We start from the raw sequence: 21,306 nt of genomic DNA, 5'->3' as shown, positions 1-21,306 counted from the left end.
GCCTGGTCGTCGTGCCTGGCACGCTAGCCGACGGACACCGACGATCCGAGGGAGCGCCCATGACCGACCTCGTCACCACCGCACGCCGGATCGCCACGCAGGCCCACCGCGGTCAGGTCGACAAGGCCGGGGCCCCGTACATCGGCCACCCGGAGCGCGTCGCCGGGCACGCCGCCGCCGCCGGTGGTGACGAGCGGGTCGTCGCCGCGGCGTGGCTGCACGACGTCGTCGAGGACACCGACGTCACCCCGGACGACCTGTGCGCCGCGGGCATCCCCGACGACGTCGTCACCGCCGTGGTCGCGCTGAGCAAGGTGCCGGGGCAGAGCGTCGACGACTACTTCGCCGCGGTGAACCGGCACCCCGTCGCGATCGCGGTCAAGGCCGCCGACCTGGCCGACAACACCGACCCGGAGCGCCTGGCGCTGCTCGACGAGCAGACCCGGGCCCGGCTGGTGGCCAAGTACGTGCGGGCGCGCGGCCTGCTCGCGCACCCGCACGCCCCGGCGGGCTGACGGTCAGGACGCGCAGCCCAGCGCCGACGCGACGGGTGCGCCGGTGCCGATGAACCCGAAGGTCGTCGTCCCGCCGGCAGCCACGGTGCCGTTGTAGGACGCGTTGCGCACGGTCACGGTCGAGCCGGACGTCGTCGCGACGCCGTTCCACAGGCTGCTCACCGACGCGCCCGGCAGGGTGACGGTCCACGACGTGAGCGGGGCTGCCCCGGCCGTGACCGTGACCTCGCCCTGGTAGCCGCCGGGCCACACGCTGGCGGTGCGGAACGTCGCGGTGCACGTGGCCGGCCCGCTGGTCGGCGTCGGGGTCGGTGTCGGCGTGACCGACGGCGTCGGCGTGGGCGTCGCGGTCGGCGTGACCGTCGGGGTGGGGGAGGGGGTCGAGCCGTCGCCCTCGGTCGTCGTGTAGCTCACCACCGTCCGCGGCGCCGAGCACTTGCCGCCGCAGCTCGCGGGGAGCGAGAACGCGTACTCCCGCCCGCCGAAGACGTACGCGTCCGTCACGTCCTTCACGCGGATCCGGTAGTCCGTGCCGCCCGCCGTGGTCGGCCTCACCAGGTACGACTGCCCCATGTCGGTGTTCATCGGTGTGGTGACCCACGCGCCGTCGGCGAAGTGCTCGACGCCGTGGATGCCGTTCGGCAGGTGGTTGATCGACACCCCCGCCCACCACCGCTCCGAGCCCTGGATGAACCCGATCTCGATGTCGCCGGCGTAGTCCGGCGCCTCGATGAACTCCCACGTCACCTGGCGGTTGCCCCAGTGCGCGGGCTCCAGGTCGCCGACGGGCGCGCCGTCCTTCACGAACCGATTGATCGCCTGGTGCGCCAGGTCGAGGTGGTACGGGTCGTCGCGGCACCACGCGTTGGGGTCGCCGCAGCTGTCCGCGACGAGCATGTCGAGCGTCGCACCGTTGTACTCGTCCTCGACCCAAGAGCCGTTGCGGCAGAACGCCTGCCCGGCGGCGCCGTCGTTGAGGCCCGTGCAGTAGTCGCCGATCGACACCCGCACCCAGCGGCCGCAGTTGCGCCCGTTGTCCCACATGCCGACCTTCGGGTCGTCGGCGGCCATCGGGCGCGGGTACATCGCGTAGTCGCCCGGGGTGTCGAAGACGTTCAGCGCGAGCCAGTCCTGCGTCTCGAGCTGGTCCTGCGGCAGCCCGCAGCCCCCGTACGGCGACCCGAGGTTGTCGAACCACGTCGCGTTGCCCGTCACCGGCCCCGCCTCGCCCCCCGGCGTCAGCGCGACCGCCGGCATCTGCGCGGCGACGAGCGCGGCGCCCGCGACCAGCAGAGCGAGCACACCTCCGACCGAACGGCGTGTCTTCTGCGTGGACATCGGGTTCCTCCGGTGGGCGACGGGTCGCACCGAGTGTGGCCTCGGCGCGGGCCGTGCGGGCGGCACGAAACCTTTACGCCGCCCGGTACCCCCGCGGGGATGCGATCAGTGCGGCCTCCCATGCACCGAGGGCCGGATGCCGACGTCGAGGCCCAGCCGTCTCGCGACCCCGCCGGTGAACCACGCGGCGTCGCGTCCGCCCGGTTCGAGGTCGGCGCGGACGGTGTCGAGCCACTCGGGTCGGACGAGCACGGCCCGGTACTGCCGGGCGAGCGCGACACGTTGCACGGCCGTGCAGCTGCTCTCCTCGTCGGGAGGCGTGCTCGCCAGGTGGTCGGCGATCACGGCGGCATCGACGTACCGGTCCGCGGACGGGGCCTGCCGCGCGAGGTGCGCGGCGTGGGCGGCGAGGACGACGGGGGCGTGCAGGTAGTTCTCCAGGTGCATCCCCATGCCGGAGCAGGAGGTCATGACCCGCAGGAGCCGTCCGGTGTGGTCGATCACGGCGTCGTCGACGTCCGTGCCGGTGATCGCCTCGTGCAGGTGTGCGGCGGTGGCGACCTTGCCGGTGAAGTAGCCGTTCAGGATCTCGCCGTTGCACGCGTGACGCAGCAACCACGACTGCACGTCGGGGGAGGCCGCCAGGCGGCACAGCGCCTCGACGACGTAGACCCGTCCCCAGCCGGCGACCCGCGCGCCCAACCACAGCAGCGCCTCGTCGCCCCTCGGGCGGCGTTGCAGCGCGTCCGCGGCCAACGGGCCGAACCGTTCCGAGAGCAGACCGATGGTCCAGATCAGCGGGATGTCCTCCTCGACCGTGCCTGACGCGAGAAGGGCGAGGCCCACCGTGGCGGCATCCCGGTCCGTGCTGTGCTGCACCAACCAGCGGCCCGTCTGGCGAACCCGCTCTCCGTCCGCGCGCAGTGCGGCCGCCGTGACGTGCTCGTTGGGGAAGAACGAGACGTGGAGCCCGCGGAACGCCTCGGCGAGCTCGCTGGGGTGGGCGTCGGCCCGACGGAAGTGGTTGTCGAGGGCTTCCGCGACGTCCGCGCCGGCGGGGGGCCCGTACCTCCTCCGGCGTGGACGCTCCTGCCCCCGGTGACGTTCCTCGTCCGGGTACGGCTCACCCTCGTCCGGGAGCGGGCCGTCCGGGTGCTGCTCGTGCAACCGTCGCGCGTGCTCGTACAGGGTGATGGGGGATCCGGGCAGGGGCCCGGTCGGGGCGGTCACCGGCGGGCGGAGGACTCGATTCCGTAGGTCACGGCCGGAATGGTGCCAGTGGCGCGTGCGACTCGGGAAGAGCCGCGGTCACCACCGGTCCTGCGGCGGGCGCGCCTCGTGTCAGTCGAGGACGGCCGTGGCCTCCACCTCGACGAGGACGTCGGGCTCGAAGAGCATGTCCACACCGATCAGCGACGCCGGGGGCATCGGCAGCGGCAGGCCGATCTCCTCCGCGACCGACTCCACCCCGCGCATGAAGGGCTCGATCTTGTCCGGGCTCCAGCCGGTCACGAAGAAGGTCAGGCGCACGACGTCCTCGAACCCGGCGCCCACGCCTGCCAGTGCCGTGCGCGTGCTGCGCAGGGCGTGGGCGACCTGCCCGGCGAGGTCGCCCGGCGCCAGGGGCGTGCCGTCGGCGCTGCGGGCGATCTGCCCGGCCACGTGGACCTGGCGGGTGCCGGTGGCGACGGCGACGTGGTGGTACGGGACGGGCTGCATCAGGCCCTCGGGGGACGACAGGTGGACCGTCATGGTGACTCCTCGCTCGACTGGTCGGGTATCTCATGGATACCTGGTGCTGAGCGGGCACCTCAACGAGACTGGGTGTCGTGACGGATACCGACGCGCACGCGCAGGGCAGGCTGACGATCACCGCGACGCACCGGGAGCTGCTCGACCAGGTGCTCGACAAGTGGTCCCTCGACGTGCTCAACGAGCTGTGCGAACGCCCGCAGCGGTTCAGCGGCCTCCGGCGGGCGATCCCCACGGTCACGCAGAAGTCGCTGACGGCGACGCTGCGGCGCCTGGAGCGCAACGGCATCGTCGAGCGCGTCGTGCTGGGCACCCGGCCGGTCGCCGTGGAGTACCGGATCACGCCCCTCGGCAAGACGCTCCGCCCGCCGGTCGACGCGATCCTGCACTGGGCGGCGGAGCACCTGCCGAGCATCGACGCGGCGCGTGACAGGTACGACGAGGAGATGGACGGCGCACGCTGATCCAGGGCCTGCCGTGCTTCTCCCGCGGCTCACGCGGACGTCACCCGCGGACCGCGCCGGGCGCCTAGCGTGGCTTCCATGACGAGTGAGCACCCCACGCCGCCCGCCGGCGGCGCACGGCAGCTGCGGCTGGTCGTCGAGGCCGCCGACTACGAGGAGGCCGTCCGGTTCTACCGCGACGTCCTCGGCCTCCCCGAGCAGGCGGCCTTCCAGGGGGACGACGACGCCCGCGTCGTCATCCTCGACGCCGGCCGCGCCACCCTGGAGATCGCGAACCCCGCCCAGAAGCGCATGATCGACGACGTCGAGGTCGGCCGGCAGGTCGCGCCCGCCGTCCGCGTCGCGTTCGAGGTCGACGACGCCGTCGCGACCACCGGTGCCCTGGCCGGCGCCGGCGCCGAGGTGATCGCCGAGCCGACCGAGACGCCGTGGCGGTCGCTCAACGCGCGCCTCCAGGCGCCGGCGGGCCTGCAGATCACCGTCTTCCAGGAGCTGGAACCGCTCGAGACCCGCTCCGAGCGCCCCGGCTTCGGCACCGACGCCACGCGCGACTGACCGTCACCGCCTCCGCGCGCGTCGCTCCCGTTCGGCGCTCTGCCTGGTCACGACCAGGCAGAGCGGGGCTTCCAGCGCGCGTCGAGCTCGCTCAGCACCCGCCGGGTGAAGCCGTCGCCGTCCTCGTCCTGCTGAGGGCGGCGCTCGTGCCTCAACATCCCGCCCGCCGACATGCGGATATCCGTGTCGATCTGGTCTCGGACCGGCGTCACACGGATATCCGCATCAGGGACAACTGCTACCCGATCCCGGCTGCCCACTGCGCGGGTGCCTCGCGACGCGCCCAGGCGGCGGGGCCGGTCAGCCAGGTCACCGTCGGGGCCCTCCGCACCGGGCCGTCGTCGCGGGCGGTGCGGAGGGCGTCCCGGCGGAGGGGGCTCAGCCCACCTTCACGAGCTGCCACTGCTGGTTGGTGCCGTTCCAATCGGTGTACTGGACGATGTTCCCGCCGTCGGCGGTGGAGGCACCCTGCACCTCGACGACCTCGTCGGCGAGCTCACGCGCGCGCTCGTTGCCCGACGGGCGACGCGGGCCGACATCGCCGCCCTCGTCACGGAGAACGTCGCAGCCCGCGGCGGCACGCTCGTCACCGACCGGTCCTCGGCCACACTCACGGTGGGCGTGGACGCCGGGTGCACGTACGACGTGCTGCGCCGACCCGAGAGGCTGCTCGCGGACCTGCTCTGACGCCGGCGGCCGACGAACGCCGTCGAGGCCGCGATGCGCACGTCGTGATCTCCGGTGACGGACGGACCGGTCGCCCTCCATGATGCTGCGGTGACTCCCGCGCGACCGCGGTTCCAGGACCGCGACGAACCGGTGCGGTACCTGCGGCCCTCGACTGCCCTGGTCCGGTGCCCCCGGTGTGTTGCGCGGGCCGTGGCGACCCCCACGTCGGTGACGTGCTCGGCCTGTGCCTTCTCCCGCACGGGAAGCGGCTCGGTGCTCCTCGGTGCTCGGGTGACGGCGGTGGTGCAGGGTCGGTGCGGCCGGTGCGGGCGCAAGGCTGTGGTCGAGCGGAGCGTGCGAGGGGCGATGAGCCCGGTGCCCGTGCGCTGCGAGGGATGCGGGGCCGTCACCCGTCACGGCGTCGTCCGGGTGCGAGGCGCGGGCGTGCCCGAGGGCCCGCGGTTCCGTGGGCTCGACCTCTGGTTGCAGACCCCGTGCGAGGGTCGTGTCCTGTGGGCCTGCGACGAGGCGCACCTGGACTTCCTCGAGCGTTACGTCGCTGCCGGGCTGCGTGAGCAGGGGCCGGGGAACGCGTCCCTCGCCAGCCGGCTGCCCGCGTGGATCAAGAGCCGCAAGAACCGCGCCACCGTCCTGCGAGGGCTGCGCCGCCTCCGCGCGACGCTCGCCGGGTAGCAGCGCTCTCGCACCCGACGAAAGATCCACCATCGTGGGTGAGAACTGCGTCGCACGGCGGTGAGGACCGTGACCTCCGCGTCTCGGCCGGCTGTTGGTGACCACCCCCGCGGTTCCCAGCAGGATGGACTCGTGACGACGGACGAACCGGTGTGGTCCGAGCCGCAGCCCGTCCCGGACGGGACGTGGCATCGCACCGCGACCGTCCGGTGTGCGCACCGCGGCTGCCCGGACGGGACGCTCGTCGTCAACGTCATGACGAAGGAGGACGGCCCGGTTCCGCCGTCGACGCAGGCGCTGGTGACGCATGTCGGCGCGACGGCGCGCGAGGTCCTCGACGACGCGCTCGCCTACCTCGTGGCCACCGCCCGCGCAGACCCGTCCAGCGTCGGTCTGGACGGCGACGCGGTCGTGGAGGTGGCTCTCGTTGAGCTCTCCCTGGTGGTGGACGAGTCCGACGAGTGGCTCGTGCACGTGGGCGAGTGCCCGTTCCCTGCCGCGGACCCGTACGGCATCGCCGTGCGGATGCGCGGACTGCAACCGGTCGGGCTCGAACTCCTGGAGGACGTCCAGGAGCTCTGACGCGCCTGCTGCCGAGAGATCATCCAGGCGTGTAGGAACTCGCGCGGTCTGTCCGTAGCCTGCGGCTGTGATCTGGGCGTGGACAGGAACAGGAGACAGCCGCTGTCTCACGTTCGTGTCCGAATCCTCGGTCGACGGCAGGATGACGTGAGGCTGACGCTCCGACAGACCCGTCACAGCCTCGTGTCGAGCTCGCTCGCCGCCCGCGACGACAACGACCTGACGGCGCTCTTGCGTGGTGCACCCAGCGGCTCCGTCGGGGTGGGCGGTGCCTCCTCCGTGGTCGACGTGGACGGCGTGCCGGTGTTCGCGAAGCGCATCCCGATCACCGACCGAGAGCTCGCCCACCCGCACAGCACGGCCAACCTGTTTGCTCTGCCGACCGCCTGCCAGTACGGCATGCACCCCCTCGCCGCTCCTGGCTTCGGCGCGTGGCGTGAGCTCGCCGCGAACGTCACTCTCACCGACGGGGTCCTCGCAGGGGAAGCCGAGTGCTTCGCCCTGCTGCACCACTGGCGGGTGCTTCCCGGCCGCCCGCCGGTCGCCGACGAGCACCGGGAGATCGAGGCGGTCGTCGCCCAGTTCGGCGGCGACCCGGCCGTACGGGCCCGCTTCGAGGAGCTCGCCACCGCGAGGTTCAGCCTCGTGCTGTTCCTCGAGCACCTGCCCGATCGCCTGCCCGACTGGCTGGGCGACCCGGTGGGTCGGGCCGTTGACGTCGAACTGCGCCTCTTCGAGGCGGTCGACCTCCTGCGGAGCCGCGAGCTGCTGCACCTGGACGGACACTTCGGGAACATGCGAGCCGACGACGGGCGCATCTACCTCGTCGACTTCGGGCTGGCCACGTCACCGAGGTTCGACCTGTCCGAACCTGAACGTGACTTCGTCGCACGCAACGTCGACCACGACGCCGACTATGCGGCGATGCGGCTGGTGAACTGGCTCGTCACCACGGCGTGCGGGGTGCCGGTGCCGGCCGGCGGCGGCCCCGTCGCCCGCAACGCGTACGTGCGTCGGTGCGCGGAGGGCTACATACCGAGAGACGTGCCGGCGACGGTGGCGCGGATCCTCGTCCGGCACGCTCCCGCTGCGGCCCGGATGAACGACTTCTGCTGGCGCCTCGTCGAGGGAGACATCCACGCCCAGTACGCCGGCGCCTAAGGAGTCGCATTGATCTCAAGGCCGTACCAGCGGACACGCTAGAGCGACGGCGGGCACCCCGCCGGACGCGCTGACGCGAATCGGACAACCTCAACGCGAACCGACAGAGCTGTGGGAACTCATGCGACTTGTCCGCTGCCCGGCGCTGTGACCTGCGACCTGACAGAAGCGCGTGACGCCCGCCGTCTCACCTTCGTGTCCGGATCCTCAGCGGCGGGCGTACGGACCGGCTGATCAACCGGTCATGCCGATGTGCGGAAGTCTCCCGAGGGCGGCCTACGCCTGAGAGGGTGCCAGAATCCCGTCCCATGTCCCACGTGCTGGACCGCTGGTCCCGGAGCTTCTGGCGTCTCGCCGGCCGTGCGGTTGATCTGGAGGGCGCCGACTCCTGGCTTGAGGCGCCGGTAAGCGCGACGGCGACGGTCGGAGACGGGTGGATCGACGTCGAGGCGGCGGAGCGTGGGTGGACCGTGGACCGTGGGGCGCCCGAGGCGGGTCTGCTCTCGTCGATGACGGCGCTCGACGGTCCCGGCTTCGACTCGGCACGGCTGCGACCGGCCATTCGAGACTTCTACGAGCACACCGCATCCTGGGACATGGACGTGTGGAGCAGCTGGTCACCGGTGCTTTGGCCGGCAGGCGAGCTGGTCGCGCGCCTCTACGCGCGCCGGGTCGAGCAGCTCGCCCTGCCGATGCGACCGCTCGACGTGGCCCACGGCATGGACAGCCAGGTCACGGTGGTGCGGGACGGCGCAGGCGAGCAGGTCGCGGCGGCCTGGGTGCGGACGCTGCGGAGCAACGGTCGCCATGTCTTCAGCGGCAGCTACTCGACGCGCACCCTCCCCGGCGCGGACCGGCCGAGCGTCCACGCGACCTTCCCGCTCGAGACGGGCAACGTGCAGGTGTTCCTGCGCCCGTCCGTCACGGACGACGGCGGGTTGCGCCTCGTGTCTCCGACCGGCAGCTTCGGCCAGGACGGCGCGTACGTCGTCGTGCGGGAGGGCCGCGCCGTAGCCGCCCGCGTGCCGCTGCACGAGACACTCCACGTGTACGTCGACGACCGCGGGGTGCTACGCACCGACCACGAGCTGCGGCTTGGCAGGCTGTCGGCGGTCCGGCTCCACTACCGGTTGGAGCGCGCGTCGTGACCGTCCACAGCGTGCACCTGGCCGAGCTCCCGCGCTGGGTGACGGCGCGGGCGCTCGCGCAGCACCCGTCCGGCAGTACCGTGGCCGGGCTGGCTCACTCCGAACCGCTGGCCCTGATGCGGCTCGGCGCACCGACGCTGTCCCCAGACCGCCTCCAACTGCGCCGTCTGGCCGTGTTCGCCCAGTGGACCGACGAGGCCGCACTGGACAGGTTCCTCCGCGAGGACGCCCTGGGCCGCCACCTCGCCGACGGCTGGCACGTGCGCCTGGAGTTCCTGCGACGATGGTCCACCCTGGCGGCCTTGCCCGGGCTCCCGGTGCGAGCCGGCGACTGGGACCGGGACGAGCCGGTCGTCGCCGTGACCGTGGCTCGGATGCGCATGCGGGAGGTGCCGCGCTTTCTCCATTGGGGCAAGCCCGTCGAGCGGCTCGTCCGTGACCACCCCGGCACAACCCTCGCCCTGGCTGGCTTCCGGCCCCCACGGACGATCGCCACCTTCTCCGTCTGGCGCTCCATTCGGGAGATGGAGGAGATGGTGCACGGCGGGTCAGCGGTCCAGCACCCGGAGCGGCACGCTGCGGCGATGACCGAGCGCGATCGCCGCGACTTCCACCACGAGTTCGCCACCTTCCGGTTCCGGCCGATCTCGGAGCACGGTGCGTGGCAAGGGCGCACCGGCATTGTGCCCGGGGCGCGGTGACCCCGCCGGGTCGCTCGCGATGGCCAGCTGCCGCCCGGCACATCGCTCAGGTCACCGTCGTGCCCACGACCGCAGGATGGCGAGCGGACACACCGGCGCGACGGCGGACACGCTCACGTGAACCGGACAACCTCGGTGCGAACCTGCAAGCGCTGTAGGAACTCATGGAAGTTGTCCGGAGGTGGCGTCCCGTGGAGTGGTGGAGGTTCTCGACACCGTGCGGGTCAGCGCTCTGATCATGCCGTGAGCAGTTCGGGCTGGTCCACCTCCTGGTCGGTGACGGTGGCCGTGGTGAGTTGGGCCATGGTGTTCTCGGACAGGTAGCGCCGGTCGGTCGCGGCCAATTCGTCGTAGGCCTCGAGCAGGACCGCGCCGGCCAAGCGCAGCAGGGCGGCGGGGTTCGGGAAGACGTCCGACGACGTCGGTGCGGCGCTTGACCTCCTTGGTCAGCCGTTCCAGGGGGTTCGTCGACCAGATCTCCTTCCAGTGCCCGACCGGGAAGGCGGAGTACGCGAGGAGGTCCTCGCGGGCCCCGAGCATGAGCGCCTGGACCTTGCGGTCGAGCGCGGCGACGTCCGCCAGCACGACGAGCGGGTGCACGTTGTCCGCGAACGCCGAGCGGGGAGGGTAGCCCGGGTGCAGGTCGGCACGGGTCAGTCCGACGATCCTCAGGAGCCCGTCCAGCACCCCGTCCGGCAGCTCCTCGAGACGCGGCTCGACGCTCGTGAATGCGGCCGCGACACCGCCGTCGCGCTCGGACGTCCGGACCTCCAGCTCACCGGCCGGTGTCTCGAACACCGTGGCCCCGACACCGTCGCGCCAGGCCAGCGCGACGGCGGTCGCGATGGTCGCGTGGCCGCAGAACGGCACCTCGGCCGCGGGGGAGAAGTAGCGGATGCCGACACGCGCGCTGCCGTCCGGCCCGGGTGCGGGCGGGCGCGTGACGAATGCCGTCTCCGCGTAGCCCACCTCGGCGGCGATGCGTTGCATGTCGGCGTCCGTCAGGGCAGCCGCGTCAAGGACGACGCCGGCGGGGTTGCCACCGCCCGGGTCGGCGGCGAAGGCGGTCAGGCGCAGGACGTCGCCGCTCACACGGCAAGCGTAGGAGCCGTCAGGGAGAGATGGGCACAGCCCGCACCTGGCATCTCGTGCACGATCAGAGCTCGTCCGTGAGCTGCGCCTGCGGCCCCAGCGCGCCAACGGCCGCGAGGAGCGCGTGGAGGGGCGCGGTGTCGACCGGGTGCTCCGGCGCAACCAGGGTGGCAGCCCGCACCAGCTCGACGGGCGCTGCCTCGTACGGCTCGCGACGGAGCCCGCATACCTCGCAGCTCGCCGCGTTGAACTCCCGCGACGGCGTGAAGTCGTGAGCCGGCAGGTGGCGCAGCGCCGTCCACGCGGGCCACAGAGCGCGGACCTCCAGGTCGCGCGACGTCAGGCTGTCCACCCACCACGCGCGCAGCGTCGGCTTGTCCGCAGCGGCGACCAGGGTGCGTGTCGCGTCGACGGCGTCCGCGTGGTCCCCCAGTCGTTCGGCATCCGTCTCGCCCAGCACCTTCTCAGGATGGCAGGTGGTGATCCGGTTGCCCGTCGCGGGCCGCTGAGCGGCAAGAGGACAGGCGGGTCGGGATGCGCGGACACACGGCGGACAAGGAGGTGGGACTCGGATGAGTGGATCGGGATCCCATCTCTCCCGGGACAGCGCCCCGGGTGAGACGCGGGCGCGCCTTGCCGCGAGCGTCGGCGTTGCTCGGAGACGACCGTGGGAACAGATCCGCGAGCATCAGAGTTGAGCCCAGCAGACTCAAGTTCGACCGTCTCGGGTTTGCCAGGTCGCTCCGGCCGACGCAGACTTGAGCCAGGCGGACTCAAGGGCGCCCCCAGTTTGTGGAGCACCGCTCCGGAAGGAAGGCAACGCACATGGCACGAGCAGTCGGCATCGACCTCGGTACCACCAACTCGGTGGTCGCGACCCTCGAGGGCGGCGAGCCCACCGTCATCGCCAACGCCGAGGGGTCGCGCACGACTCCGTCGGTCGTCGCGTTCTCCAAGACCGGCGAGGTCCTCGTCGGCGAGGTCGCCAAGCGCCAGGCCGTCACCAACGTCGACCGGACCATCACGTCCGTCAAGCGCCACATGGGCACCGACTGGACCACGGCGGTCGACGAGAAGAAGTACACGCCGCAGGAGATCAGCGCCCGCATCCTCGGCAAGCTCAAGCGTGACGCCGAGGCGTACCTGGGCGAGCCCGTCACCGACGCGGTCATCACGGTCCCGGCGTACTTCAACGACGCCGAGCGCCAGGCCACCAAGGACGCCGGCACCGTCGCGGGCCTCAACGTCCTGCGCATCATCAACGAGCCCACCGCGGCCGCCCTGGCCTACGGCCTGGAGCGCGGCAAGGAGGACGAGCTCATCCTCGTCTTCGACCTCGGCGGCGGCACGTTCGACGTCTCCCTGCTCGAGGTGGGCAAGGACGACGACGGCTTCTCCACGATCGAGGTCCGCGCGACCGCGGGCGACAACCGCCTCGGCGGCGACGACTGGGACGCGGCGATCGTCGCGCACCTGGTCACCGAGGTGAAGAACACCACGGGCGTCGACCTGTCGAAGGACAAGATCGCCCTGCAGCGTCTGCGCGAGGCGGCCGAGCAGGCCAAGAAGGAGCTGTCGTCCGCGACCAGCACCAACGTCTCGCTGCAGTACCTGTCGATGAGCGAGAACGGCCCGATCCACCTCGACACCAAGCTCACGCGCGCGCAGTTCCAGCAGATGACGCAGGCGCTGCTCGACCGGGTCAAGGCGCCGTTCCACCAGGTCATCCGCGACGCCGGCATCTCCGTGGCCGACATCGACCACATCGTGCTCGTCGGCGGCTCGACCCGCATGCCCGCGGTGTCCGAGGTCGTCACGCAGCTCACCGGCGGCAAGGAGCCCAACAAGGGCGTCAACCCGGACGAGGTCGTGGCCGTCGGCGCCGCGCTGCAGGCCGGCGTCATGAAGGGCGACCGCAAGGACGTCCTGCTCATCGACGTCACGCCGCTGTCCCTCGGCATCGAGACCAAGGGCGGGGTGATGACCAAGCTCATCGAGCGCAACACGGCCATCCCGACCAAGCGCTCGGAGATCTTCTCCACCGCCGAGGACAACCAGCCGTCCGTGCTGATCCAGGTGTTCCAGGGCGAGCGCGAGTTCGCGCGCGACAACAAGCCGCTGGGCACGTTCGAGCTCACCGGCATCGCGCCGGCGCCGCGCGGCGTCCCGCAGGTCGAGGTCACGTTCGACATCGACGCGAACGGCATCGTGCACGTGTCCGCCAAGGACCGCGGCACCGGCAAGGAGCAGTCGATGACCATCACGGGCGGGTCGGCCCTCCCCAAGGAGGACATCGACCGCATGGTGAAGGACGCCGAGGAGCACGCCGCCGAGGACAAGAAGCGCCGCGAGGAGGCCGAGACCCGCAACACGGCGGAGCAGCTCGTCTACCAGACGGAGAAGCTCCTGGTCGACAACGCGGACAAGCTCTCCGAGGACGTCAAGACCGAGGTCCAGGCGGCGGTCGGCGAGCTCAAGACCGCCCTCGAGGGCACCGACGTCGAGGCCGTCAAGGCCAAGCACGCCGCGCTCCTGACGGCCAGCCAGAAGATCGGCGAGGCCCTGTACAGCCAGGAGCAGGCCGCCCCGGCCGCCGCCGACGCCCCGCCCGCGGGCGACAAGACGTCCGACGAGGACGTGGTCGACGCCGAGATCGTCGAGGACGAGGCACCGGAGGGCGACAAGAAGTGACCGACGAGCACGCCCCCCAGGGGCCGGACCAGCCGCAGGGCGGGTCCGGCCCCGACGAGGGGGCCCCGCGCGTGACCGACAAGCGCCGCCTCGACCCCCAGACGGGCGAGCTGCGCGAGCCGACGCCCGAGGAGGCCGTGCTCGACGCGGCCGCCGACGCGGTCGCGGGCGTCGCCCCCGAGGGCGACCTCGCGGCGGCCCAGGAGCTCGCGGCGCAGCGTCTCGACGAGCTGCAGCGCTCGCAGGCGGCGCACTACAACCTCGAGCAGCAGTACTCGGCGTACGTGAAGCGGTCCAAGGCCGAGGCGCTGGCCTCGCACGACCGGGGTGTCGCGGCCGTGGCCGAGGCGCTGATCCCGGTGCTGGACGACATCGAGCTGGCCCGCCAGCACGGTGACCTGTCCGGGCCGTTCGCGTCGATCGCGGAGAAGCTCGAGGCGACCCTGCAGCGCTTCGGCGTGGAGCGGTACGGCGCGGCCGGGGAGCCGTTCGACCCGGCCGTGCACGAGGCGCTCATGCACGCGCACTCGGCGGACGTGACGGAGCCGACGGTGCAGCAGGTGCTGCAGCCCGGGTACCGCACGGCCGAGCGGGTCCTGCGCGCCGCCCGGGTGGCGGTCGTGGACCCCGAGGGCTGACGGGCACCATCATCTGCACACCAGGACGAAGCGGGAGGGAGGCGCCGTGACCGGCCAGGACTGGCTCGAGAAGGACTTCTACGCCGTGCTCGGCGTCGCCAAGGACGCGGACGCGGCCACGGTGAAGAAGGCGTACCGCAAGCTGGCGCGCCAGCTGCACCCGGACCAGAACCCGGGCGACGCTGCGGCCGAGGCCCGCTTCAAGGACATCGGCGAGGCGTACGCGGTGCTCTCGGACCCCGAGCAGCGCCGCCAGTACGACCAGCTGCGTGCCATGGCCGGCGGCGCCCGCTTCACCGCGGGCGCCGGCGGTCGTGGCGGCGCGCCCGGCGGGCCGGGGTTCGAGGACCTGTTCGGCACGATGTTCGGCGGGGCCAACGGCCCCGGCGGGCGGGTGCGGTACCAGACGTCCGGCACGGGCGGCGGGGCGGGCGGCCCGGGGTTCGAGGACCTGCTCGGCGGGCTGTTCGGCGGCGGGGGAGCGCGGGGCCACGCCGGTGCCGACCTGACGGCGACCACGACGCTGCCGTTCCGCACGGCGGCCGAGGGGTCGACCGTGTCGCTGTCCGTCGAGGGGCGCACCGTCAACGCGCGCATCCCGGCGGGGGTGCGCGACGGGCAGAAGATCCGCCTGCGCGGCAAGGGCCGCCCGGGCAGCGGCGGGGCGCCCGACGGCGACCTCGTCATCACCGTGCAGGTCGAGCCGCACCCGGTGTTCTCGCTCGAGGCCGACAACCTGCGCGTGACCGTGCCGGTGGCGTTCGACGAGGCGGCGCTGGGCGCGACCGTGCAGGTGCCGACCCTCGACGGGTCGACCGTGCGCGTGAAGATCCCGGCCGGCACCCCCTCGGGGCGCACGCTGCGCGTCAAGGGCAAGGGCATCACGACGTCGAAGGGCACCGGCGACCTGCTCGTCACCGTGCAGGTGGTGGTGCCCCAGCGGCTGAGCGCCGCGGCCCGCGAGGCCGTGCAGGCGTTCGGCATCGCCACGTCCGGCGAGGACGTGCGCGCCGACCTCATGGCGGACGCCCGGCGCTGACGGGTCCGCGCCACCCGACCGGGTGGCGCGGTGCACCGCCGCAGGGACTGCGGGGAGGAGGACGGTCGATGGACGAGGACGCGAAGGTCTACGTCATCTCGGTCGCCGCCGAGCTCGCGGGCATGCACCCGCAGACCCTGCGGCAGTACGACCGCCTCGGCCTGGTCCGCCCCGGCCGCACGCGTGGGCGCGGGCGCCGGTACTCGGCCCGGGACATCCAGATGCTCCGCGAGGTGCAGCGGCTCTCGCAAGACGAGGGCGTGAACCTCGCGGGCATCAAGCGGATCCTCGAGCTCGAGGCCGAGGTGCGAGCCGTGCGCCAGCAGGTCGAGTTCCTGCGCACCCTGCTGGACCCGGGGCGCCGGGTCTTCACCGCCGACCCGACCGGCAACGTCGTCGCCGACCGCCGGCACCCCCTGGCTCCGCAGCCCGCGCCGGGCCGCCGGCCGCGCTGGGTGCCGCGCCAGCTCGTGGCCGGGCCCACGCCCCGCCGCGACGGCTGAGCGGGCCGTCCGGCCGCACGTCCTCCACCTGCGGCGATGCCGGGGGATGGGCCGTCCGGGCGAGGGCCGGACGAGTGAAGGTGCGTGCCACCGGTTGTCACAATCGGACATACCGGACGAGCATGGCGGTCTCGCCGTGAACCACCCGCACGCGGTGACGGCCGGCCGCCGAGCCGCGAGGCCGTCGCCCCGACGAAGGGCCGCTCCTCGTGACCGCTGCGCGCACCCCGCTGATCGCCACGCACGACATCGCCGCCGACCGTGAGCGCCTGCGCCGCCGCCGCGTGGTCCGCCTGTGCCTCGTCGTGCTGGCCCTCGAGGTCTACGTCATCTGGGCGGCCCTGACCGGGCGGCCGCTGGTCGTGGTGCCGGAGGTCGACCCGCTGGTGCTCGTGCCGGTGCTGTTCTTCGCCGCGCTCCTGCTGCTGCTCGTCGGCACCCAGGTCGGCTCCGGCCGCTCCCCGCACGTGACCTACCGGCCCGAGCAGGTCGACGTCACGCTCGACGACGTCGTCGGCATCGACCCGGTGGTCGAGGACGTGCGCCGCTCGATCGACCTGTTCCAGACCCACCGGCGGTTCGCCGACCAGATGGGCGGCACCCCGCGCCGCGGCCTGCTGTTCGAGGGCCCGCCCGGCACGGGCAAGACCCTGACGGCCAAGGCGATGGCCGCGGAGGCGGGCGTGCCGTTCCTGTTCGTGTCCGCGACGAGCTTCCAGTCGATGTACTACGGCGCGACGGCCCGCAAGATCCGCGCGTACTTCAAGGCGCTGCGCACCGCCGCCCGCAAGGAGGGCGGCGCGATCGGCTTCATCGAGGAGATCGACGCGATCGCGCTGCGCCGCGGCGGGCTGGCGGCGACGTCGTCGCGGGCGGCGTTCGTGCAGGTGCCGTCCGTGCAGGGCCTGCTCGGCGGCCAGGGCGGCGTGGTGCGCGACGCGATGATCTCCGAGGGCACCGGGGGCGTCGTCAACGAGCTGCTCGTGCAGATGCAGTCGTTCGACGAGCCCGTCGGGTCCGACCGGGTCGTCAACGCGCTGCTCCAGCTGGTCAACCTGCTGCTGCCCGCGCACCGCCAGATCCGCCTGCGCAAGCCCACGCGGGCCCCGATCCTGCTGATCGCCGCCACCAACCGTGCTGACCACCTCGACCCGGCGCTGCTGCGGCCGGGCCGGTTCGACCGCCGTCTGACGTTCAACCCGCCGGACGCGCACGGCCGTCGCGCCCTCGTCGACCACTTCCTGGCCCGCCGCGCGCACCACGCCGAGCTGGACGAGCCCGCGGTCCGCGACCGGGTGGCGGCCGCGACGAGCGGGTGGACGCCCGTGATGGTCGAGCACGTGCTCGACGAGGCCCTGGTCAACGCGCTGCGCCGCGGCGACACCGCCATGCGGTTCGTCGACGTCGAGCACGCGCGCCTCACCGAGCTGGTCGGCATCGGCCACCCGGTGACGTACACGCCCGGCGAGCAGCGCCTCATCGCGACGCACGAGGCCGGGCACGCCGTCACCGCGTGGCTCGTGGCGCCCAGCCGCACCCTCGAGGTGCTGACCATCGTCAAGCGCGGCTCCGCCCTGGGCCTGCTCGCCCACGGCGACTGCGAGGAGGTCTACACGCACTCGCGCTACGAACTCGGCGCGCTCGTGCAGATCGCCATGGGCGGCTGGGTCGCCGAGGAGCTGTTCTTCGGCCAGACCAGCACCGGCCCGGCCTCGGACCTCGCAGCCGCGACCCGCACGGCCGCGCAGATGGTCGGCGCGGCCGGCATGACGGGTTCGCTGGTCTCGTTCGCCGCGACCGACAAGGACCTCGTCTCGGCCGTCATCGGCGACCCGTCCGCCCGCGCCCAGCTCGAGGAGGTGCTCGACGACGCCCGCGCGACCGTCCGGCGTCTGCTCGCGTCGAACTCCGACCTCGTCGAGGCCCTCCGCGACGCGCTCCTGGCCCGGCACGAGCTGGTCGGCGACGAGATCACGGCGGTGCTGGAGAAGGCCGTCGCGGACCGTCCCGGCGCGGCCCCGGTGCGACCGGCGGGCGCTCTGCGCATCGCCTGACGCACGGGCAGGCACGGGCACGGCGGAGCGGGTGACGGGACCCTCGTCCCCCTCGCCGGGCGTCCGGATGGTGAGATGATGGCGGGGCCGGCGACCCCGGCCACCCGTCCGCACGCACCGACCAGGAGCGACGAAGATGTCCGCCGTCACGTTCAGCCACGCCCCCTCCGCCGCCCGCGGCGTCCGCACGCACGCGCACCGCGCGATCGACACGGTCCGCTGGGCCCCCGCGCCCACGCCGGGCGCCACGGCCGCCCAGCGCCTGCGGTTCGCCGGCTACGTCGCCGGCAGCGTCGTCGCATGGGTCGCGCTCGGCCTGCTGGGCGCCGCGCTGCTCGGCGCCCTCGTCGGCCTGGTCTGAGCCGCCCCCGCGCACCGGTGCCGGCACGGACGACGACGTCCGCACCGGCACCGGTCGCACCGCGGGTCAGCCGAAGATCTGCCGGTAGAACTGCCCCACCCAGCCGCCGAGCTCGGGGCTGGTCATGCGCTGCGTGCCCGTGACGCCGTGGCTCACGATGCCGTTGACCACGTCCGGCGCCTGCGCGTCGAACCAGGGGCCGCCGCTGGAGCCCTGCGTCATGTCGTCGAGCTTGGCGATCGTCGACGGCGCCGGCTCGGCGACCCGGCTGCCGAGGCTCTGCCACATGTGCTCGCCGTCGAACGCGAACCCCGGCCGCGGCTGGCCCGGGTAGCCCGCCGCCGTCCAGACGGGGGCCACCCCGCCCCAGAACAGGCCGGCCCAGCCGACGACCTCACCGATCGCGTGGCCGTTCAGGGGCTTGATCGTGCACATGCCGACGTCCCAGGCGGCGATCTGGTTTGCCTGCACGTGCCACGCCTGGGGCACGAGCGGCTGCGCGATCTCCCACGCGCCGAACGGCGCCTGCTGGGCGTCGTACGCGGGCACGAACACGAGCTTCTCCGCCGCGACGCCGTGGTAGGTCAGGTTGTGGGCTGCCGTGAGGATGCCCGTGCGGTGGACCACGCACGCCGACCCGGTGAACAGCTGGCCCCCACGGAGGAAGAAGAGCTTGCCGACCGTCCTCCACGGCACGGCCCGCGGGTCCGCCACCCGGTTCGTCACGGGCCCGACGTCCGGGCCGGCGACGCCGTCGGACGACGCGACGCCGAGCGACGACGCCACGCCCCCGGCGTGCACCCCGTGCAGGCCGCCGCCCGCGACCGTGCGGGGCGCGTCGGGCAGCTCGAAGGCGTCGGGGTCATGCTCCACGCCGAACGGCCGCGCCTCGGCCATCCGCTCCGGCGTCCAGAAGTCGAGGGCCGAGACGCCGTCGGAGCCGCCCGACGAGGCGCCGAGGGCCGCGGCGAAGTCCGGCGCGTGCACCGTGACGTCGGTCCAGGGGCCAGCCGGGTAGAGGCGCGCCTCGACCGTGTACCAGGTGATCGTCCAGGAGTACCCGCGGTCGTAGTCGCTCTTGACGAACACGTCGCCGCCGGAGCGGCCGATGATCTGGTCGCTGACCTTGCGCCAGTCCCCGCCGTTGCTCGACCGGTTGCACACGACGTCGAAGCCGACGATCACGCGTGAGGAGTTGCGGTACGAGAACACGTGCTCGTTCCAGCCGATCTTCCAGTCGGCGCTGACCGTGCTGGTCTCGAGCGTGACGTCGACGCCCGCCTCGTCGCCGCGCTGGAACCCGTACCCCCAGCGCACGGTGCCCTGGTCGGCGTCGTGGTTGACGCCCTTGCCGGGCTCGGTCTTCGCGGCGGCGACGACCTGGGAGTAGAAGGCCTGCCGGTTGGCGATCTCGTGCAGCGTCGTCAGCACGCGCTGCGTCTCGGCCGTCAGCAGCTCGATCTGCTGGGCGTCCGTGGCGAGCGACGCCTGGTGCGCCTCGATCGTCTTCTCGAGCTTGTGGTACGCCTCCTCGACGAGGCGGCGGCCGAAGTCCGGGCACGTGCGGAAGTGCGCGCGCACCAGCCAGAACCGGTTGTAGAGGAACCCGAGCTGGGCGAACGCGTCGGGACTGACCGGCACCTCGCCGGGCAGCGCCGGGTCGATCATGCGGTACGCCTGCAGGTAGCTCTCGAGCGGCTCCATCGCCTGGTTGTCGTTGAACCAGGGCACGATGACGGACAGCACCGACGCGGGCGTCCACCCCTCCGACGGGGCGTCGGGGACGGGGCTCGAGACGCCCTGCGCGGTGATCCGCACGTTCACGTTGGCGCCGTGCGCCTTGGCCGTCTTCTCGAAGGCTGCGCTGCCCTCGGCGCTGAGCACCTGCGGCACCTCGGCGCCCAGCGACGCGGCGAACTTCGTGCGCTGCTCCGTGCTCGTGAACCGGCACTGGTACGCCACCTGCAGGGCGGACCCGGCGCGGTAGCCGGCCACGAAGTAGTCGCCGTGCCGCTCGCGGAAGTCGGGCCCGGGCTCGACGGACAGGCTGTAGGCGTCCGCGAGGGAGAACTGGCTCTCCTCGACGTTCACCTCGGCGAGGATCGTCACCGCGAGCTCGGAGACCGCGAGCTCCTCCAGGTACGACGTGCTGGCCGAGACGGTGACGCCCTCGAGGTTGTACGACGCCTTCACCGACGAGCTGATGAGGCTCTGCATGTCGGACTCGGACTGCACGAGCGCGTACCGGTACTCCGGGTGCAGCGACGGGCTGCGGCGCACCTCGAAGGGCGCGACCGCGCTCGCGCGCAGCTGGCCGGTGACGGCGTCGACGCCGGCCCCCAGGCGCAGGTGCGGCTGCCACGGCTGCCCGACGACGGTGGTGTTGAGCAGCGTGGTCGGTTGACCGGTGCTGGTCCTGATCATGGTGTCCCCCTGCTGGTCGGCGGGTGCGACGCTGCGCCGCCCCCGGCTGTGCGGGCCGTCCCAGCCGGCCCACCGGTCACTGTTCTCCCGGCCGTGCGGAGGCGTCCTCACCAGAACTGGTGAACGTGACGGCCGCCAGGGCCAGCCACGCGGCGGGCAGCGACCTGTGCGCGACCGCGACCGCCTCCAGCTGGGACGTCACCTGGAGCTTGGCCAGCACGGACTTGATGTGGCTGCGCACGGTGTGCAGCGACAGGTGGCGGCGCTCGGCGATCCGGGCGGCCGGCAGCCCGGCGACCATCGCGCGCAGCACCGCGTGCTCGGCGGGCGTGAGCCGGTCGAGGTCGAGGACCTCCTGGTGGCGGCGCCCGAGCTCCCCGCCGACGGGCGGCCCCGCGGGGGAGCGCAGGCGGCGGTCGACCAGGCGCAGCAGCGGCACGAGCGGAGCGCCCTGGTTGAGGACGGCCGCGCCGCGCTCGTGCAGGTGCCGCAGCACGTCGGCCGAGCGCACGGTCCCGAGGGCCACGGTGCGGTGCAGGGGGACGCCGGGCGGCACCACGAGGCGGGCGACGCCGTCGTCGTCCTCGACGACCACGACGCAGGGACCGTGCAGGCTGCGCGGGTCGACCCGCTCGGTCCGCACGTCCAGGACGTCCCAGCCGCCCGAGCCGAGCCCGGCGGAGACGGCGGCGGCCGCGATGCTGCCGGGGAGTGCGACGACGGTGGTCCTGCGCTGGTCTGCCCCCATGGGCGGATGTGTGGCACACCGCGTCGGGCGGGGTGCCGAACGGCGCGCGACGCGCCGGGAGGGGTGCGACGCGCCGTCCTGTGACGAAGCGGACACAGGGGGCGAACCGGCTGTGGACGGAGGTGGGGACACGCCGGGGTGCGCCTGTGGGCGGCCCTGTGGGTATCGCCGTGCGGAC

General features: G+C 73.0%; 21 protein-coding genes and 2 pseudogenes. 14 read left to right on the top strand and 9 right to left on the bottom strand.

All coding sequences use genetic code 11. The annotated features are described in order from the left end of the window. Window positions 1-59: 59 nt before the first annotated feature. Complete coding sequence (locus tag BKA21_RS08835; RefSeq protein WP_140457872.1) at window positions 60-515, top strand: HD domain-containing protein; 456 nt, start codon at window positions 60-62, stop codon at window positions 513-515. Window positions 516-518: 3 nt separating this feature from the next. Here the strand turns inward: BKA21_RS08835 and BKA21_RS08830 are convergent, their stop codons facing one another. The 3 genes from BKA21_RS08830 to BKA21_RS08820 all read right to left on the bottom strand — a co-directional run bounded on the left by BKA21_RS08830 (window position 519) and on the right by BKA21_RS08820 (window position 3,605). Beyond that, on the bottom strand, window positions 519-1,817 hold the full coding sequence (locus tag BKA21_RS08830; protein WP_239073019.1) for a cellulose binding domain-containing protein: 1,299 nt from the start codon (window positions 1,815-1,817) through the stop codon (window positions 519-521). Between the two features lie 141 nt (window positions 1,818-1,958). Beyond that, the gene (locus BKA21_RS08825; protein ID WP_140457870.1) at window positions 1,959-3,083 is read right to left on the bottom strand and encodes a hypothetical protein; all 1,125 of its coding nucleotides are present in this window, start codon (window positions 3,081-3,083) and stop codon (window positions 1,959-1,961) included. Between the two features lie 111 nt (window positions 3,084-3,194). After that, on the bottom strand, window positions 3,195-3,605 hold the full coding sequence (locus BKA21_RS08820) for a Rid family hydrolase (protein WP_140457869.1): 411 nt from the start codon (window positions 3,603-3,605) through the stop codon (window positions 3,195-3,197). 77 nt (window positions 3,606-3,682) lie between these two features. On the opposite strand from BKA21_RS08820, the gene BKA21_RS08815 reads away from it, so the two are divergent. Together BKA21_RS08815 and BKA21_RS08810 are read left to right on the top strand one after the other, a co-directional pair. After that, window positions 3,683-4,069, top strand: a complete 387-nt coding sequence (locus BKA21_RS08815; protein ID WP_140457868.1) for a winged helix-turn-helix transcriptional regulator — start codon at window positions 3,683-3,685, stop codon at window positions 4,067-4,069. 78 nt (window positions 4,070-4,147) lie between these two features. Further along, window positions 4,148-4,624, top strand: a complete 477-nt coding sequence (locus BKA21_RS08810; RefSeq protein ID WP_140457867.1) for a VOC family protein — start codon at window positions 4,148-4,150, stop codon at window positions 4,622-4,624. Window positions 4,625-5,002: 378 nt separating this feature from the next. On the opposite strand, the gene BKA21_RS19080 is transcribed toward BKA21_RS08810, so the two are convergent. Beyond that, window positions 5,003-5,392 (bottom strand): ricin-type beta-trefoil lectin domain protein, encoded by a 390-nt coding sequence (locus tag BKA21_RS19080; protein ID WP_218886991.1) that lies wholly within the window; start codon window positions 5,390-5,392, stop codon window positions 5,003-5,005. Between the two features lie 345 nt (window positions 5,393-5,737). Between BKA21_RS19080 and BKA21_RS08800 the strand changes: the two genes are divergently transcribed. From BKA21_RS08800 to BKA21_RS08780, 5 genes are all read left to right on the top strand, one after another. Further along, window positions 5,738-5,986 (top strand): hypothetical protein, encoded by a 249-nt coding sequence (locus BKA21_RS08800; RefSeq protein ID WP_170208926.1) that lies wholly within the window; start codon window positions 5,738-5,740, stop codon window positions 5,984-5,986. A 132-nt stretch (window positions 5,987-6,118) separates the two neighbouring features. After that, window positions 6,119-6,568 (top strand): hypothetical protein, encoded by a 450-nt coding sequence (locus tag BKA21_RS08795; protein ID WP_140457865.1) that lies wholly within the window; start codon window positions 6,119-6,121, stop codon window positions 6,566-6,568. Window positions 6,569-6,646: 78 nt separating this feature from the next. Continuing rightward, entirely contained in the window at window positions 6,647-7,729 is a 1,083-nt protein-coding gene (locus BKA21_RS08790) for a serine/threonine protein phosphatase (protein ID WP_239073020.1), read from the top strand. Between the two features lie 308 nt (window positions 7,730-8,037). Then, window positions 8,038-8,877, top strand: a complete 840-nt coding sequence (locus tag BKA21_RS08785) for a hypothetical protein (RefSeq protein ID WP_140457863.1) — start codon at window positions 8,038-8,040, stop codon at window positions 8,875-8,877. 11 nt (window positions 8,878-8,888) lie between these two features. Beyond that, window positions 8,889-9,578, top strand: coding sequence for a hypothetical protein (locus BKA21_RS08780; RefSeq protein WP_239073021.1), 690 nt, complete (start codon window positions 8,889-8,891; stop codon window positions 9,576-9,578). A 236-nt stretch (window positions 9,579-9,814) separates the two neighbouring features. On the opposite strand, the pseudogene BKA21_RS08775 reads toward BKA21_RS08780, so the two are convergent. From BKA21_RS08775 to BKA21_RS08765, 3 genes and pseudogenes are all read right to left on the bottom strand, one after another. Beyond that, window positions 9,815-10,133, bottom strand: a pseudogene (locus BKA21_RS08775) (transposase); the annotation flags it as partial. A gap of 12 nt (window positions 10,134-10,145) precedes the next feature. Beyond that, window positions 10,146-10,670 (bottom strand): annotated as a pseudogene (locus BKA21_RS08770) (PhzF family phenazine biosynthesis protein); the annotation flags it as partial. A 64-nt stretch (window positions 10,671-10,734) separates the two neighbouring features. After that, window positions 10,735-11,130, bottom strand: coding sequence for a hypothetical protein (locus BKA21_RS08765; RefSeq protein WP_140457861.1), 396 nt, complete (start codon window positions 11,128-11,130; stop codon window positions 10,735-10,737). Between the two features lie 365 nt (window positions 11,131-11,495). Here BKA21_RS08765 and dnaK point away from each other — a divergent pair, with 365 nt between their 5' ends. From dnaK to BKA21_RS08735, 6 genes are all read left to right on the top strand, one after another. Beyond that, a complete protein-coding gene (gene dnaK / locus BKA21_RS08760; RefSeq protein ID WP_140457860.1) occupies window positions 11,496-13,361 on the top strand; it encodes a molecular chaperone DnaK in 1,866 nt (621 codons plus the stop codon). Then, window positions 13,358-13,999: a nucleotide exchange factor GrpE gene (locus tag BKA21_RS08755; RefSeq protein ID WP_140457859.1), complete on the top strand. Its 642-nt coding sequence runs from the start codon at window positions 13,358-13,360 to the stop codon at window positions 13,997-13,999. The genes dnaK and BKA21_RS08755 overlap by 4 nt, the downstream gene beginning before the upstream one ends. Before the next feature lie 46 nt (window positions 14,000-14,045). Further along, window positions 14,046-15,038, top strand: coding sequence for a DnaJ C-terminal domain-containing protein (locus tag BKA21_RS08750; protein WP_140457858.1), 993 nt, complete (start codon window positions 14,046-14,048; stop codon window positions 15,036-15,038). 68 nt (window positions 15,039-15,106) lie between these two features. Continuing rightward, complete coding sequence (locus tag BKA21_RS08745; RefSeq protein ID WP_140457857.1) at window positions 15,107-15,541, top strand: heat shock protein transcriptional repressor HspR; 435 nt, start codon at window positions 15,107-15,109, stop codon at window positions 15,539-15,541. A 209-nt stretch (window positions 15,542-15,750) separates the two neighbouring features. Then, on the top strand, window positions 15,751-17,595 hold the full coding sequence (locus BKA21_RS08740) for an AAA family ATPase (RefSeq protein WP_140457856.1): 1,845 nt from the start codon (window positions 15,751-15,753) through the stop codon (window positions 17,593-17,595). 136 nt (window positions 17,596-17,731) lie between these two features. Further along, the gene (locus tag BKA21_RS08735) at window positions 17,732-17,956 is read left to right on the top strand and encodes a chemotaxis protein CheW (RefSeq protein ID WP_140457855.1); all 225 of its coding nucleotides are present in this window, start codon (window positions 17,732-17,734) and stop codon (window positions 17,954-17,956) included. Window positions 17,957-18,022: 66 nt separating this feature from the next. Here BKA21_RS08735 and BKA21_RS08730 read toward each other — a convergent pair whose 3' ends face one another. Then, window positions 18,023-20,380, bottom strand: a complete 2,358-nt coding sequence (locus BKA21_RS08730; protein WP_140457854.1) for a trypsin-like serine peptidase — start codon at window positions 20,378-20,380, stop codon at window positions 18,023-18,025. Between the two features lie 76 nt (window positions 20,381-20,456). Further along, window positions 20,457-21,128 carry a helix-turn-helix domain-containing protein gene (locus BKA21_RS08725; RefSeq protein WP_140457853.1) on the bottom strand — a complete coding sequence of 224 codons (672 nt, stop codon included), beginning with the start codon at window positions 21,126-21,128 and terminating at the stop codon, window positions 20,457-20,459. Between the last annotated feature and the right edge of the window lie 178 nt (window positions 21,129-21,306).

It is taken from the genome of Cellulomonas oligotrophica (assembly GCF_013409875.1).
GTDB lineage: Bacteria > Actinomycetota > Actinomycetes > Actinomycetales > Cellulomonadaceae > Cellulomonas > Cellulomonas oligotrophica.
This window is presented reverse-complemented; position numbering and strand designations above follow the sequence as displayed.

What these genes read in the sequence shown, in the direction of transcription:
- BKA21_RS08835 (WP_140457872.1), top strand. Translation starts at nt 60, where the DNA reads ATGACCGACCTCGTCACCACCGCACGCCGGATCGCCACGCAGGCCCAC.
- BKA21_RS08820 (WP_140457869.1), bottom strand. Translation starts at nt 3,605, where the DNA reads ATGACGGTCCACCTGTCGTCCCCCGAGGGCCTGATGCAGCCCGTCCCG.
- BKA21_RS08810 (WP_140457867.1), top strand. Translation starts at nt 4,148, where the DNA reads ATGACGAGTGAGCACCCCACGCCGCCCGCCGGCGGCGCACGGCAGCTG.
- BKA21_RS19080 (WP_218886991.1), bottom strand. Translation starts at nt 5,392, where the DNA reads ATGGAGGGCGACCGGTCCGTCCGTCACCGGAGATCACGACGTGCGCAT.
- BKA21_RS08785 (WP_140457863.1), top strand. Translation starts at nt 8,038, where the DNA reads ATGTCCCACGTGCTGGACCGCTGGTCCCGGAGCTTCTGGCGTCTCGCC.
- dnaK (WP_140457860.1), top strand. Translation starts at nt 11,496, where the DNA reads ATGGCACGAGCAGTCGGCATCGACCTCGGTACCACCAACTCGGTGGTC.
- BKA21_RS08745 (WP_140457857.1), top strand. Translation starts at nt 15,107, where the DNA reads ATGGACGAGGACGCGAAGGTCTACGTCATCTCGGTCGCCGCCGAGCTC.
- BKA21_RS08735 (WP_140457855.1), top strand. Translation starts at nt 17,732, where the DNA reads ATGTCCGCCGTCACGTTCAGCCACGCCCCCTCCGCCGCCCGCGGCGTC.
- BKA21_RS08730 (WP_140457854.1), bottom strand. Translation starts at nt 20,380, where the DNA reads ATGATCAGGACCAGCACCGGTCAACCGACCACGCTGCTCAACACCACC.
- BKA21_RS08725 (WP_140457853.1), bottom strand. Translation starts at nt 21,128, where the DNA reads ATGGGGGCAGACCAGCGCAGGACCACCGTCGTCGCACTCCCCGGCAGC.